The 14,014-nt window shown below is 40.8% G+C and carries 14 protein-coding genes; 1 reads left to right on the forward strand and 13 read right to left on the reverse strand.

Features of this window, described 5'->3' with window-relative positions:
• Positions 1-503: 503 nt before the first annotated feature.
• The 5 genes from HZA08_12920 to HZA08_12940 form a co-directional block, all read right to left on the reverse strand.
• The gene (locus HZA08_12920) at positions 504-1,565 is read right to left on the reverse strand and encodes a V-type ATPase subunit (protein ID MBI5194325.1); all 1,062 of its coding nucleotides are present in this window, start codon (positions 1,563-1,565) and stop codon (positions 504-506) included.
• A 63-nt stretch (positions 1,566-1,628) separates the two neighbouring features.
• A complete protein-coding gene (locus HZA08_12925; protein MBI5194326.1) occupies positions 1,629-2,243 on the reverse strand; it encodes a hypothetical protein in 615 nt (204 codons plus the stop codon).
• A gap of 4 nt (positions 2,244-2,247) precedes the next feature.
• A complete protein-coding gene (locus HZA08_12930) occupies positions 2,248-2,466 on the reverse strand; it encodes an ATPase (GenBank protein ID MBI5194327.1) in 219 nt (72 codons plus the stop codon).
• Complete coding sequence (locus tag HZA08_12935; protein MBI5194328.1) at positions 2,466-4,358, reverse strand: hypothetical protein; 1,893 nt, start codon at positions 4,356-4,358, stop codon at positions 2,466-2,468. Before HZA08_12935 ends, HZA08_12930 begins: the two co-directional genes overlap by 1 nt.
• A gap of 73 nt (positions 4,359-4,431) precedes the next feature.
• Entirely contained in the window at positions 4,432-4,755 is a 324-nt protein-coding gene (locus tag HZA08_12940) for a hypothetical protein (protein MBI5194329.1), read from the reverse strand.
• 397 nt (positions 4,756-5,152) lie between these two features.
• Here HZA08_12940 and HZA08_12945 point away from each other — a divergent pair, with 397 nt between their 5' ends.
• A complete protein-coding gene (locus tag HZA08_12945; protein MBI5194330.1) occupies positions 5,153-5,359 on the forward strand; it encodes a hypothetical protein in 207 nt (68 codons plus the stop codon).
• A gap of 14 nt (positions 5,360-5,373) precedes the next feature.
• Here HZA08_12945 and HZA08_12950 read toward each other — a convergent pair whose 3' ends face one another.
• The 8 genes from HZA08_12950 to HZA08_12985 all read right to left on the reverse strand — a co-directional run bounded on the left by HZA08_12950 (position 5,374) and on the right by HZA08_12985 (position 13,718).
• Positions 5,374-6,450, reverse strand: coding sequence for a DNA adenine methylase (locus tag HZA08_12950; protein ID MBI5194331.1), 1,077 nt, complete (start codon positions 6,448-6,450; stop codon positions 5,374-5,376).
• A 1-nt stretch (position 6,451) separates the two neighbouring features.
• Positions 6,452-7,258, reverse strand: a complete 807-nt coding sequence (locus HZA08_12955; GenBank protein MBI5194332.1) for an EcoRV family type II restriction endonuclease — start codon at positions 7,256-7,258, stop codon at positions 6,452-6,454.
• Positions 7,215-7,580 (reverse strand): site-specific DNA-methyltransferase, encoded by a 366-nt coding sequence (locus tag HZA08_12960; GenBank protein MBI5194333.1) that lies wholly within the window; start codon positions 7,578-7,580, stop codon positions 7,215-7,217. Before HZA08_12960 ends, HZA08_12955 begins: the two co-directional genes overlap by 44 nt.
• Positions 7,523-8,140 (reverse strand): site-specific DNA-methyltransferase, encoded by a 618-nt coding sequence (locus HZA08_12965; protein MBI5194334.1) that lies wholly within the window; start codon positions 8,138-8,140, stop codon positions 7,523-7,525. The genes HZA08_12960 and HZA08_12965 overlap by 58 nt, the downstream gene beginning before the upstream one ends.
• A 291-nt stretch (positions 8,141-8,431) precedes the next feature.
• A complete protein-coding gene (locus HZA08_12970; GenBank protein ID MBI5194335.1) occupies positions 8,432-8,929 on the reverse strand; it encodes a YajQ family cyclic di-GMP-binding protein in 498 nt (165 codons plus the stop codon).
• Between the two features lie 18 nt (positions 8,930-8,947).
• Positions 8,948-9,841 carry an outer membrane lipoprotein carrier protein LolA gene (locus HZA08_12975; GenBank protein ID MBI5194336.1) on the reverse strand — a complete coding sequence of 298 codons (894 nt, stop codon included), beginning with the start codon at positions 9,839-9,841 and terminating at the stop codon, positions 8,948-8,950.
• Positions 9,834-12,044, reverse strand: coding sequence for a DNA translocase FtsK (locus tag HZA08_12980; GenBank protein MBI5194337.1), 2,211 nt, complete (start codon positions 12,042-12,044; stop codon positions 9,834-9,836). Before HZA08_12980 ends, HZA08_12975 begins: the two co-directional genes overlap by 8 nt.
• A 6-nt stretch (positions 12,045-12,050) precedes the next feature.
• A complete protein-coding gene (locus HZA08_12985; protein MBI5194338.1) occupies positions 12,051-13,718 on the reverse strand; it encodes a ribonuclease J in 1,668 nt (555 codons plus the stop codon).
• Positions 13,719-14,014 lie beyond the last annotated feature (296 nt).

The following is a 14,014-nucleotide window of genomic DNA, read 5'->3' on the forward strand; positions in this document are numbered from 1 at the left end:
AAAAATTATAGGAAAACAACCATGAGGTGGCTTGAAATAAGGTAGTGATGATATTATGCAGGCATAAGAAATCCGTCATAATTATGGAATAACAAAGTAGTTGCGGTCAATATAGGTTCCCTCCCCCTTGACGGGGGAGGGAATATTATTTAACTCCAATTCCCTTGTTTCAGGCTCATAGATAAAATCCGAGGAACCTGTATGCACCCAATAATTGCCGCTATTTTGACATTCCATAATCATGCCGGATTTCTTATATCTATACAATATCATCTAATCCTTATCTCAAGCCACTTTCTGGTCATTTTCACATGTTTTTTACCCACTCGATTACGCGAAGACCACTTTTGATTTCTTGTCTTTATAAATTTTACCCATACAGATAAACCTTTTTCATTTCGCCCCTTCATAATCTCCCCTGCGAATAATTATTTTTCAAACAACCCATCAAAAGGAAACAGAAAATGTATTCTGTTATCACACCTATTCGTGCCTTCTTATACCTATACAATAATCAAAAGCCCCTCTATCTCCCCCTGCGGGAGATTATATAGGATGCCCCTTAGTATTGTCCGCAGGTTTATTACCTCATTGGTCTTTCTCAGGATGTAACTTATCACGAGACCTATATTGAGCGGGTCGGACCGGTGCAGTCTTAAGGCACGGTTCAGGACTTCGTGATCCATCCACCTTTCAACAAGCAGGACAGGGTTTGTTATTCGTGATTGCGCAGAGTATCTCTCAAAGTGTGTCTTCCAGACAGCATTTTCAATCATTACCATGCACTCAGTGACATCTCTCGCCTTAATGATTTTCCTGAATATTTCCAACGTGACCATCTCACCGCCTTCTATATAATATCCGATGGCCTCGTCTGTCTGTATGCCTCCGTTTGCCATCCTGGCTGCGGCAATCAGGTTATATCTGTCAATGAATAGCCGGATAGTATCCTCCACAATACCCCTGTCTGTTCCCTTTTCCCCGGAGGAATTTATTCTCTTCAGCATGTCTTTAAAAAAGGCTTTCTCCATCTCCACCTCTGCTTTTAACAGATTCCCCTGATACAGATTTTTTATCTTAATAACAGATGACACATAGCTATAACCTATTGTAAAAAGCATATCGAGCATCGCCTGTATGGACGGCTGTTTATACACCTCCTTCAGCATATTCTCATCAAGACTACCGGCAGGGATTGTTGCAGATAATACCTCATCCGATACCGCATGATTCAGTTTTCCCCTCAACAGGGTTTTGATATTGAATACATCCCACTTCGATAAAAGTATCTGTATCAGGCTATTCTCATCCCCTTTAAACATTGAAAGGATTTTCTGCATGGAAGCGGAGAGTGAAGCCCTGATGGCAGTATCTGTAGTATTGGCCATTGAACCTTCGGAACCCTCAGCACCTTCAAAAAAGGAAATAGAATAGACTGTTTTTTTTATAAATGAAGCGGCTGATGACAACTCACGAAAGGATAACAGCTCACTGATCTGTTCCTGACTGAGCAGTTCCCCTTCCATTGAGCGTATCCGAGCATTGATATAGGCATAATCAGGCATTGCTATTATTAAAAATACCCCACCTAGCCTCCCCTTCTAAAGGGGAGGAATATTGTCTGCATTTCACCACACCTCAATACCTCCAAACAGTATCTCCCTCATATCAGGCATTAAATCTTCTTTAACCTTATCAAACCTGCTCCAGAGGGTATTAATTACTGTTACGCATTTATCCTGAGACAATATCTCTACGCCACCTATTATACTGTCATCTGAGTTTATTGATATAACCTCACAATTTGCAAGGGCTGTAAGGGCTATATCCTTTAGAATATCTTTTATGATGTGACAATCCCTGCTGTTTGTTTTGACGTGTACCTCCCCTTCAATGGCCTGCAATCCTTCAATGAGGAAGCTCTTCAGTATTGAAGGATATGATGGCCCTTCTGCAATAGATTGAAATACAAATGCAGCCTCTTTAAATACCTCCTCTATTACCTCTCCCTGAGCCGAAGCTGCAAATGACTTCGCCTGAAACCGTGCCTTATTTAATTCCTTAATCCTGTATCCTTCAAGCTCCTTTTTTATATTTCTTATAGCATCTTCCCTGCGGCCCGCTATCTTGATGTCAAGTTCTGCAAGCATGACAGCGGCCTTTTGACCTGCCTCTGACAGGAGTTCATCCCTCCTCTTATCACCCTCCTTCAGAATGTAATCAATGAGAATATCGTAAGACATATCTTCACCGGCCTGTTGAGAGTATAATCACTGCTGTAACAAACCCGAGTATCACCAGTGTCTCAGGGATAACGAGGAGTATCAATATCCTTCCGATCAGTTCAGGCTTTTCTATCAATGCCCCGATGCCTGCTGCACCTATCTTTGCCTGTGCAATGGCAGTTGCTATTGCAGTAAGACCAATCGCCAAACCGGCGCCTATCGCCATTAATCCGAGGTCCATCATATCACCACCTTTCTCCCTCTGCCGAGGGGTTTATACTCTATCCCGCCGGGATAGAAAAATTTATCGAAAAATTCCACATAATGGAGCCTTAAAGTCTGGATTGCCGGTGCATATATACCTACTGCTAAATTTATCAGATGAAAGAAAACCCCTATGATAATGCCTATAATAATGCTGTGCGGCATTGCACTCAGTTTGTTGGCAATAGAGGCAAGGTAAACAGATGCAGCACCGAATCCCATAATCCTTATATATGAGAGGATATTGACAATCAACTTTAATGCATCAAACGGTGCGATCCAATTCTCAAATAAAACGAGTGCTGCAATAATACTGACTGCGAAAATTATCGCAACCTGAAAGAACCATTGGGGCAAAACACCATAACCGGATGCGGCCGCTCCAAATACGGAGAAGACAAATAGTAATTTGAAGACCCGTATCATGGCCTCCTTTCTCTCTCTCCTTTTAAGCGATATGAAGACACCTATAATCAGTCCCAGTGATATATGCAGCCCGCCGATAATAACAGAGAATATGATAAGCGGAATCAGTGCATTTGAGCGGTCAATATAGTGAGACATTCCTACATACCTTCCAAGGTCTCCAAACAGCTCGCCGAATACTACCCCGAAGATTATTGCACACAATGAACTAATCATAAATATATTACCCATATCTCTTACAGTCTCATGCCGCTTCCATCTCAAACGTGCGAAGAGAGATAAAAGGAAAAGTATAATACCGTATCCTGTATCGCCGAGGATAAATCCGAAAAAGACAGGGAAGAAGACTGCCATAAGGGGGGTGGGATCAAAAGTCCCATATTCAGGTAAAGAAAGAAATCGTGTCAGCACCTCAAACGGCCTGACAAAAGGGGGATTACTGAGTAAGACAGGGGCCTTCTCCATTTCAGCATGGCGTGGAGTCAACTCACTGACAACAACCATGTTATGAAATCTGTTTTTGATGTTGTCTGAAAATGTATGGACAATATTCTCAGGAACCCACCCGCACAGGTAAAATGTATTGTATGTACCAAAAAGGTCAGTAATGACCTCAGCCTGCCTTAATCTCTCTTCAATAACATGAGTGCAGATAATAAGTTCCTCATAGCGTTCTGAGGCCAATATGTTAAGGGCATCCTCAAGCTCCATCAGCCTTGCAGGAAATTCAGTCTTTTTACTCAGGATAGTCCTGAGTGCATCCATTAGAGGCATATCCGCCAGATCCGAGGGCATCCTTATCTCACTTATGTTTTCCGCCTGAAAGAGCCTTTTAATCTCCAGTCCGAATTCCTTTGGATATACTATCACACAGGCCATTGTCTCTTCATCAATATCTTTTCTGAAAAGCTCATATCTGCCGCCTGTAATCTGCCGGATAGCCTGCTCAAGAACAGGCAGGGGAGACTCTCTTTTATACAGGGTTATACCGGTATAATCCCTGAAGGGACTATCAGGCAGCATATCCATAAGCGGAGATAATGATGTAAGTATCTTCTCATACCTTGTATAGAGTGAAAGCTGTTGTTCTATTTCCTTGATCTCACGACTAAAATTATCTGCTGAACTGCTTATCTCCTCTATAATAGCCTTTGCCTCAGCTATACCAATCTGATTTTTTATACCTTCCACCTCCCCCTGTCGAATTCGCCCTTTTTTAAGTGCATTAATCGTTCGTCCTCCAATACCAAGCACCCTTTCAAGCTCAACCATCTCACTCCTCTGCTCTAAGGTCATGGTCAATTTTCTTACATAAGGGGTATCTGTAACATCTTCATTCGGGGAAGCAATATGCAGGACACCGGCTTCATATATATAAGCCATAACATCCGGCAGGATTTTCTGAGGGCCTATGATGGAGATGCTGGACATTTTAAGAATCATGAAAATAACTCCGGTAAAGAATATTCTCCCCTCCCCTCGCGGGAGGGGATTAAGGGGAGGGGGAAAAGCCAAACTACTTAGGAAGCAGGTATGACAAAATCTTTTTTACAGCCGCCTCTACTCTCGTCGTAGACTCAGCCTTAATGCGGTCAGCCTGAGACTTTGCCTCTGCAATAATCTTTGATGCCTCTTCTTCTATCTCTTTAAAACCTTCTTCTCTTATCTTTGATATTTCACTAACAAGGGCCGCTTCCTTCTCTTTTAATTGGGAGGCAATATCCTCTTCTGTCTTTGTAATCAGCCGTTGAACATCCTTTTCCGCCTCTTCAATCTTCTCAATAGCCCTCTGCTCCGCCTCATGAATCTTCCTTAAAATTTCCTGTTCATTTAGTTCCATAATAAGTTCTCACTGAATAAATGCTGAATAGATAAATTCCTGATCCTGCTCAAGTTATAGCACAGGGAGTATAATAGTTCAAACATCATCAGCCCCCCTTTTTTTTAGAACAACTCCTCCTAAACGCCAAGTCCAGAAAAGATGGGAGAAGGGTGTTAAGCTCTGCTGCGGTTTCAGGCTGAGGGTGCTTGGTTGTAAAGACAGCAAGGCTGAGGCAGCTCATACCTCACGGCTCCTTTATTTTTGAGCCGCAGAATTGAACTTAACGAGTTTGGTCCAGCTAATTGAACCGTTATTTCCGCAAAAGTCATTCGCAAATTCTTTTGTAAATTTGGTTCTTTCTCAGATTGAGTGGGTAAATAATATTCCCTCCCCCTTGACGGGGGAGCCGTATTCTATGAAGAAGCCACAGCTATATATAGAAACATCTGTATGGAATTTTTATTATGCTGATAATGCGCCTGAGAAGAAAGAGATAACCAGTACATTTTTTAATAAGATTAAAGAGGGTGAATATGAAATATTTATATCCGATACTGTTATTGAAGAAATAGGCAGTGCTGATGATGATAAAAGGCTATTGTTGATGAATAGAGGTTGTTGAGGTAGGAAGCTATATCATTTCCCAATCAACAGAACTTCTTCAGAATGATTGGTGCTTAAAACATATTTATAATTTTCCCGTTTTAGTTCAGAAACATTTTGCTTGTATTTCCTAAGCAAAGTCATAAGTTCGTCAATAGATGGAATGCCATCTGCCCTGTAAGAAACAACTATTATACTATTTTGAAATTTATTAAACAGTTGATCAAAGGCAGAATGGATATTATTTTTATCGGTCCAGACAGAACCATTTCCTTTTAATTTTTTATGTTTCGTCCTGTAATCTATCTTTTCAGCCCATTTAGTATAATCCATCAATCCCTCCAGAAAATGATAAAAGCTGAAGTAATCAACGCCTACGCCGGTTTTTGAAACATAAGGGGTGTCAATGTATACAAGATCAAATTCACCTTCAACCTCAAAAACATTTGAATTAAGTGATTTGTTTTGTTGGCCATTTGAGAAAACTGCTTGGTTAGCCTCATAGATAAACTTCCTGAAATGAGCCACAAAAGTGGTATCCCACGTAGTCTTATTACCAAAATTTCTTTCTACCTCAGAAAATCTCAGGTAAAGATTTTTTCTATGAAAAAGATTAAACGGTCTCTTGATAATACATGCCTGGAAAAGGGCAAAAAAGGCAAGAGACTTTTTATAAAAATCATCAAGAAGAGTTATGTTTGTTACAACCATATCAATCCATCTGTTCTCGTCATCAGTAAAGTAAATATCCTTAAAGGTATCAAATACAAAAGTTGGATATTTAACGTCAATATGCTTTCTGAGAAGGAAATCAATATCACGGTCTGTTAGTTTAACTTTGTAGTTTTCGATTAGCGCAAGTCCAATATACCAGTTAAATTTTAAGATATCGTTATATGTAACCTTCTTGCCCTTTTCCTTCAGCTTATAACCTACACTCCCAGTACCGCCAAAGGCATCAAGAGCTGAATGAAATTTTAAATCCTTAATAGCCTCCCAAATCCAATCAACTATTTTTAGTTTACTTCCCTGAAATCGTGTTGATGGAAATGCAGGATCATCTTCTATTAAGACCATCTGTAGATTTGTTAAAGACGTGTTTCTTCTCATTTTATTTCTTTAATTTTTTGTAATCTTTGTATTCTCTTAGATTCTTGTATGGAGCACCTTTAAGATCAACAGCCTTTGCCATATCTTTCGTAAGATAATACATCCAGTAATCATTAAAGATATCTTCCCCGAGTGAAGTAAATGGCCCTTTTCCATTTATCAATTCATCAATTTTAATGACAGAGCCTATATTTTTCGTGTTTCCACTTCCAGGGCGGTCAAGTGCAATCTTATATTTTTCCTGAACAAAGAATGTAAAGTCCTTTATGACAGAGGTAATATTTTGCAAATCTTCTAATTTGTAAATAGTTCTCTCATCTAAATCTTTATCTGTTCTTGAGTAGATAACACCAAGCACATAATGCCCAATATATTCATCATATGGGAATGTAATGTTCTTTTTGCTTTTTCTATCACGGAAATATCCGGTAAATGCCCCCAAAGTCATTCCGTTTACTTCTTTCCCATTCTTTCTGTATGTACTTTTAATATTAATCGCATATTTATTGTTATTGCTGTCTATAAATGAGATGTCAGGATAAAAATTCTGTTCCTTGCAAAGAACCATCTTATAGCCAGTCTCTTGAGCAAATTGGCAAATTTTGGGGAAAAGAAGTAGTTCCATTATTTTGGAAACTACTTTGGTGTCAACAGATATGGTGTAAATATTCTTCGCAATATCTATAAATCCTTTGACAACCCAATCGCCTTCACCTGTAGAAACAGCAGCATTGAACAAATCAACATGCCTTAGAAGTTGACTTCTAAACTCCCACTTTAGCTTCTGTCTTTCTTCTGAATTCCCCATATTTCCCCTCGATGCGGTCTTTAATAAGTTGGCAATAATCTGAATCTATTTCAATCATTACACATATTCTACCAAGCCCTTTTGCGACAAATCCTGTAGTTCCAGAACCGGCAAATGGGTCAAGAATTAAGTCCCCTTCGTTACTTCCAGCTAAAATTGCATTTTCTAAAACAATTGGTTGTTTTGTAGCAGGATGGCGAAAAGGATTTTTCTCAGCCCGATATTCCCAGATATTTTTCATCTGGACTCCGCCATTCAATTCTTTCATCGCCTTATAATTAAATTTTGTTTTGCCCGTTGCATCTTTCTTTGCCCAAAGCATAGTCTCAGTAACAGCCCTAAAACACGAACCCATAAATTTGGCGGGGCGTTTCTCTTGTGGAGGATTATATCATTAAGTATCTTAAAACCTAAATCTTGCAGCACAACATTAATAATCCCAATACTATGATATGTTCCTGTGATCCAAATGGTTGCACCTTTTTTAAGAATACGCTGTGCCTCTTTGAGCCATGTATAATGAAACTCAAATTGATAAGAAATTGATTTAGAATACGCCCATGTAGCTTTCTTGGTGTCAAAAGTATCTGCGTGTCCGTCGTTGCGTTTTATAATCAACCCTGATTGATTGCCAAAATAAGGGGGGTCTGCAAAAATCATATCAATACAATTATCAGGAGCTTTTTTTAGAATAGTCAGTGAATCACCATGAAAAAGCTTTATCTTTCTATCAAGGTTATAAAAAAAGGGTATAAGTTTTTCTTGTTGATATTCTGCTTCTTGTTCAGCACAAAACAATTCATCAATGTTACTAAGTACATCCGTTGTTTGATACATTCTTCCGTTTTCCTCAAAGTGTGGATTTTTAATGTGTACCCGCATCAAGACTGGATATCCAGATACTTACATACGATAAAGGGTATCTTCCATTTTGTTTAGCCGGAGTTTCCTTTAGGTTTGTGAGGAGTGCCGGATATTCTATTGCTTAGGGTCTGTCATGAAATAAGTTGTGCATTTAGGCGCTCAGATTTCGGTCAGGTTTGAGTGCGACCGATTGAGCAAACCCGAAGGCGTAGTTGAATCTACGCTGAGGGGTTGCGATTGAGGATCACACAAAGTTGGCCGGAAGATGAGATGCATAAATGTATAGGTTATTTCATGACAGACCCTTAACTATCTGTAATTTGTAAACTGCATGTCTATCCCAAAATCCTTGTCCCGGAGGAGTTTTATTATTGACTGGAGGTCGTCCCGGTTTTTTCCTGTTACGCGCACCTGGTCGCCTTGTATCTGACTCTGGACTTTGATCTTTGTCTCTTTTATAGTCTTTACTATTTCTTTTGCCTTGTCGGATGGGATACCCTGCTGTAGGCTTATCTTCTGTTTGGCTGTGCCGCCGAGGCCGTGTTCGACCTTCCCATAGGTCAATGCCTTTGGGGAAATGCCGCGTTTTATTAGTTTTGTCTGTAGTATGTCGTTGAGGCTTGTTAATTTATATTCATCATCAGAGCTGATAATGATTTCATTTGCCGATTCATCAAGTTTTATCTCACTCTTACTCCCTTTGAAATCAAACCTCTGTCCGACCTCCTTTAAAGCCTGGTCAACCGCATTCCTTGCCTCCTGCATGTCTATCTTTGAAACAATATCAAATGAATTTTCAGTGGCCATATTATTTCCTCCTGTTTATTAGTATTCAAGCACCTCAACCCCTTTTGGGATCGTAAAGTCAAACAATTTATCCTTCAGGTTGTTATTGGTTTTGATATTGGAGAAATTAAACGATACCTTATTGCCGGCCTTTTCAAATATAGTAAGTTTGTTTATTAAATAAGATTCCTTATCAATCTCAACCAGCACCTTTTCAACTGTAGCCATGTTTTTGGGGGTTAGTACCATCCTGATTCTGTCACCCTCCCCCTTCCCCCCTCCCGGCAAGGGAGGGGGAATAAACGTTGCACCCTCTCCCACGGCGGGAGAGGGTGCAACGTTTATTGTGAATATATCCTGCCACTTTTCTATATTTGATAATAGGCCAAGTGCCGGTTCAGCATCAGGATTCCTTGATAAGTCCTGCTTAATTGCCTGTTTCTGGTCAGGGATGTATAAGATGGCTGTTTTGCCGTTGATATAGATATTCTGTTTTGCCGGTCTTGAATAGTCCCATCGTATCATCTTAGGTTTTTTGATATAAAGCTTCCCTTCAAATACCTTTTCACCGAATCCCTTAATGGAACTGCGTTGAGTAAAACTGATAGTAAAGTCTTTTATACTACTATAGGTTGATTGAAGTTTGCTTATTACTTCGTTCGAAAGGGGCCTTTGCTCACCCCCACCCTGACCCTCCCCCCTCAAGGGGGAGGGAATTTCAGTTGTTGATTGAGAGTGGATAGAAGTGGCATTATTGCCTTGCTGATATTCTTCTGCATAAGCTATCTCAGATATAAGGCTTATAACAATAAGAAGGCTAAATATAGCAGCTATCAGCAAGGTTTTTCTTACTTCTAACTTCTTGCTTCTTGCTTCTTGCTTCTGACTTCTTACTTCTAACATCTTGCTTCTAACTTCAACCTTCTCAAACATCCTTTCTCCTCAACACTTCCCTCGGTTTCCCGCCTGTTGCAGGCCCTACAAAGCCGTCCTCTTCCATCATCTCTACAAGTCGTGCCGCACGGTTGAATCCGATGCGGAGTCTTCTTTGTATAAGTGATATCGAGGCCTGACCGGAAGAGAGTACAAGGTCAATCGCCTGCTGATAGAACTCATCTTTTTCAGCATCACTAACTGACTCATCAGGATATTCCTCAAACTTGTAACTATAATCAGGGCTTCCCTGGGTCTTGAGATAATCAACCAGTGTATTTAACTCTGTGTCTGATATATATGAGCCGTGTATCCTTGCAATCTTGGATGTTCCAGGGGGCAGGAACAGCATATCTCCTTTGTCCAAAAGTGCCTCTGCCCCGTTTGCATCAAGAATGGTGCGGGAGTCTGTTTTTGATGAGACCTTAAATGACATGCGTGTTGGAAAATTTGCCTTTATAATCCCTGTCAGCACGTCAACTGAGGGACGCTGTGTTGCCACAATAAGGTGAATGCCCGCTGCCCTTGCCATCTGGGCAAGCCTTGCAATGGAATCCTCAACCTCACGCTGGGCAGTCATCATCAGGTCTGCAAGCTCATCAATTATCACAACAATATAGGGAAGTGTACCTTCGCCATCTACTGCCTTATTGTAACTTCCAATATTCCTTACCCCCCTATCAGCAAGTAAACGGTATCTTCTCTGCATCTCCTCAACAAGTTTCTGTAATACCCACGCCGCCTCTTTTGGCTGTGTGATGACAGGTGTAAGCAGATGCGGGATGCCTTCAAATATAGAAAGCTCTAAAATCTTCGGGTCTATCATTACCATCTTCAGGTCGGCAGGGGTGGATATAAACAGGAGGCTTGAGATCATGCTGTTAAGGGCAACGCTCTTGCCTGAACCGGTAGTACCCGCAACCAGAAGATGAGGCATTTTTGTAAGGTCAGCAGCAACCGGACTCCCGGAGATGTCTTTTCCAAGTGCCATAGTCAGTTTTGAATTTGCTGTCCTGAATGGTTCAGATGCGAGTATCTCTTTAAGATACACGTCTTCTCTTACATGGTTTGGTATTTCTATACCGACGGTTGATCTCCCGTGCAGGGGCGCGACGATTCTTACGCTTCCGCATTTCATTGCAAGGGCAAGGTCATCAGACAGGTTTACTATCTTTGAGAGTTTTACCCCTGGTGCAGGTTCAAACTCATACATTGTTATAACCGGACCCGGATGAACCTCAACTATCTGACCCTGTACACCCAAATCAAGGAACTTGGCTTCAAGTTTGTTGGAATTCAAAATAAGGTCTTCTTTATTAACCCTGCCTGCTGATTGGGGCGGGTCATTAAGAAGCGAAATAGATGGAAGCTTGTAGTTTTTGTCTGAAGAACTGTTTATGAATTCAAACTGTTCCTGTAACAATGTTATCTTGTCGTTTAGTAAAGGGTTCTTTTCAACTATTCTGGGCCTGTCTGTATAATCCTGTTTAGGAATTTCATTGATTAGTTCCTCCGGTTCTTCATTTGGAGTAATGTCCTCAAAGGATTCAGTTTCATCATTAATTGATTCCGCCTTTCCCTGTGACCTTCTGGAAAATATTTCACGAATCTTAGACAGGGGAAATCCCGCTCCATTAAATGCAGTACGGAAAACCCTTACAGGTGATAAACCGGTTGCCATTACAGCGGCAATTACCACTGTTGTGAAGGTTATTACATAAGTGCCGAAGGTTGCACAACAGCCGACAAGAAGTGATGATATAATGTCACCGACCAACCCGCCTGCCGGGATGCTTCCTTTTACTGATAAGGAGATACGGTTGAAATTTATATGAAGAAAAGCCGGTAATGAGAGTAGAAGCATGAAAAAGCCGATATAACGCACCTTACTATATGTCGCTTCCCCGCCTCGTAATTTTCTCCACCCGTTTATCAATATTGCAATGGGAAATATGTAGGATGCCCCTCCAAAGAAAGAAAAGAATAAATCCGAAATGTATGCACCCATGATGCCTGTCATATTTATAATGTCAGTGCTTGTGGATACGGAATTAAGAGACGGGTCATCAGGACTATAAGAGACAAGGCTTACAAACAGTAGGAGGGAAAAGGCAAGATAAATAATCCCCTTTATCTCTTCAACCCAGTTCTTTTTCTCAGAGGTTTTTTTTTTGTTATCTCTGTTTAAATTGCGATTTTTCATCTAATCTCACACTTCAATAATTATTGGTATAATCATCGGCCTTCTCTCTATTTTTTTCTTTATATACCTCTTCAATGTACTTGTAACCCGTTCTTTTACTATTATCCATTCCTGTTTCTGCTCATCCTCCATCTCATCTAACAGTGCGAGGACTAATCTCTTTAATTCATCAATTATCTCCGGGCACTCTTCTTCATACACAAAACCCTTCTGGATGATTTCAGGCCCAACTATTACCTTGGATGTGCTTTTCTCCATTCCTATAAGTATGATGATTGCCCCATCCATTCCAAGATGCTGGCGGTCTCTGAGGACTATACTGCCGACGTCCCCGATCCCCTTTCCATCAACAAAAACCCTTCCTGAGCTGACCTTTCCTCCTATACTGCCCCCGTCTTCAGTAAACCGGGCTATATAACCGTTCTCAAGTAAGAGGATATTTTCCTTTGGTACGTTCAGCCCCTCAGCAAGCCTTGCGTGATACACGAGATGTCTGTATTCACCATGAATAGGGATAAAGTATTTGGGCCGGACGAGGTTAATCATCATCTTCAGTTCTTCCCTGCATGCGTGGCCGGATACGTGTATGTCCGACACCTGTTCGTAATACACATTTGCCCCGCGCCTGAACAAGTGATTAATAACTCTGCCTATGGCGCGCTCATTGCCGGGGATGAACCTTGAAGAGAGCATAACCGTATCACCCTCTTTTATCTTTATCTGTTTATGATCATCCATTGCCATCCTTGACAGGGATGACATCGGTTCTCCCTGAGAACCTGTTGTTACTATAACAACCTTGTCATCAGGGAGTTCAGGCAGTTCGTCCAGAAAGGCTGTGACATCCGGCGGGTATCTCATATAGCCGAGGTCTAAGGCTATTCTTGAGTTATTGATTATACTTTTTCCGTTCAGGATAACCTTTCTGTTATGCTTAGATGCAATATCTATTACCTGTTGTATCCGGTGTATGTTTGATGCAAATGTTGCTATTATGATCCTGCCTTTGGTATTAGAGAATATTTCATCAAATGCACTGCTCACTTCTCTTTCCGACAGGGAATATCCTTCTCTTTCAACATTTGTACTGTCAGACAACAGGGCAAGTGTACCCAAATCACCATAATCTCCGAAGCGGTGCAGGTCCATAAGCTCTCCATCTACTGGAGTTTGATCAATCTTAAAATCCCCTGTATGTATAATTCTTCCCAATGGTGTAGTAATACCGAAGGCTATGCCATCAACAATGCTGTGTGTTATTCGTATGCACTCTATTGAAAACACACCAAGTTGAAAAATATCCCTTGGTTTTACAGGGATGAGGGTGGTGCTTTTATTAAGGTTATGTTCCTTGAGTTTTTCTGAGATCAGGCCAATAGTAAGAGGTGTCCCGTAAATCGGGACGTTAATTTCCCGTAAAAAATAAGGGATGGCGCCGATATGGTCTTCATGACCATGCGTAATAATTAAGGCGCGTACGTTTTCCTTATTATTCAGCAAATAGGTAATGTCAGGGATGACAATATCAACCCCTAACATCTCCTCTTCAGGAAACATCAGCCCCGCATCAACAACAATAATGTCATTGCCGAACTGATACACGGTCATATTGAGACCGATTTCCCCTAATCCGCCGAGGGGTATAATCTGGAGGGTTTCATTTTGCATATTCATCCGAAAATCCTTATAAATTAAAAATCAAAAATCAAAAATTCATATCAAAATTAAAGAATATTATAATATCTGCATCCTTATTCATCCGAAAATCTCCTCCGGCGGGGTAAGAAAACCCCGCCTATCCATTTCTACGAGGATAGGCGGGACATTCCTGTCCCGCTGATTTTCATGCCCCTTTGTGAACCCTCGGTTCATGGGAGTTCATCCGAAAATGACCCCAAGTAAGCAGTAAGCGGTAAGCAGTTAGCAGATAAAGACTGCCTTTCCTGTTTACTGCTCACTGCTTACTGTTT

Source organism: Nitrospirota bacterium, from assembly GCA_016212215.1.
Lineage (GTDB): Bacteria > Nitrospirota > 9FT-COMBO-42-15 > HDB-SIOI813 > HDB-SIOI813 > JACRGV01.

Excerpts from the sequence above, each read along its gene's own strand:
- HZA08_12920 (MBI5194325.1), bottom strand. The coding sequence starts at position 1,565 with ATGCCTGATTATGCCTATATCAATGCTCGGATACGCTCAATGGAAGGG.
- HZA08_12925 (MBI5194326.1), bottom strand. The coding sequence starts at position 2,243 with ATGTCTTACGATATTCTCATTGATTACATTCTGAAGGAGGGTGATAAG.
- HZA08_12930 (MBI5194327.1), bottom strand. The coding sequence starts at position 2,466 with ATGGACCTCGGATTAATGGCGATAGGCGCCGGTTTGGCGATTGGTCTT.
- HZA08_12935 (MBI5194328.1), bottom strand. The coding sequence starts at position 4,358 with ATGATTCTTAAAATGTCCAGCATCTCCATCATAGGCCCTCAGAAAATC.
- HZA08_12940 (MBI5194329.1), bottom strand. The coding sequence starts at position 4,755 with ATGGAACTAAATGAACAGGAAATTTTAAGGAAGATTCATGAGGCGGAG.
- HZA08_12945 (MBI5194330.1), top strand. The coding sequence starts at position 5,153 with ATGAAGAAGCCACAGCTATATATAGAAACATCTGTATGGAATTTTTAT.
- HZA08_12950 (MBI5194331.1), bottom strand. The coding sequence starts at position 6,450 with ATGAGAAGAAACACGTCTTTAACAAATCTACAGATGGTCTTAATAGAA.
- HZA08_12955 (MBI5194332.1), bottom strand. The coding sequence starts at position 7,258 with ATGGGGAATTCAGAAGAAAGACAGAAGCTAAAGTGGGAGTTTAGAAGT.
- HZA08_12960 (MBI5194333.1), bottom strand. The coding sequence starts at position 7,580 with ATGCTTTGGGCAAAGAAAGATGCAACGGGCAAAACAAAATTTAATTAT.
- HZA08_12965 (MBI5194334.1), bottom strand. The coding sequence starts at position 8,140 with ATGCGGGTACACATTAAAAATCCACACTTTGAGGAAAACGGAAGAATG.
- HZA08_12970 (MBI5194335.1), bottom strand. The coding sequence starts at position 8,929 with ATGGCCACTGAAAATTCATTTGATATTGTTTCAAAGATAGACATGCAG.
- HZA08_12975 (MBI5194336.1), bottom strand. The coding sequence starts at position 9,841 with ATGTTTGAGAAGGTTGAAGTTAGAAGCAAGATGTTAGAAGTAAGAAGT.
- HZA08_12980 (MBI5194337.1), bottom strand. The coding sequence starts at position 12,044 with ATGAAAAATCGCAATTTAAACAGAGATAACAAAAAAAAAACCTCTGAG.
- HZA08_12985 (MBI5194338.1), bottom strand. The coding sequence starts at position 13,718 with ATGAATATGCAAAATGAAACCCTCCAGATTATACCCCTCGGCGGATTA.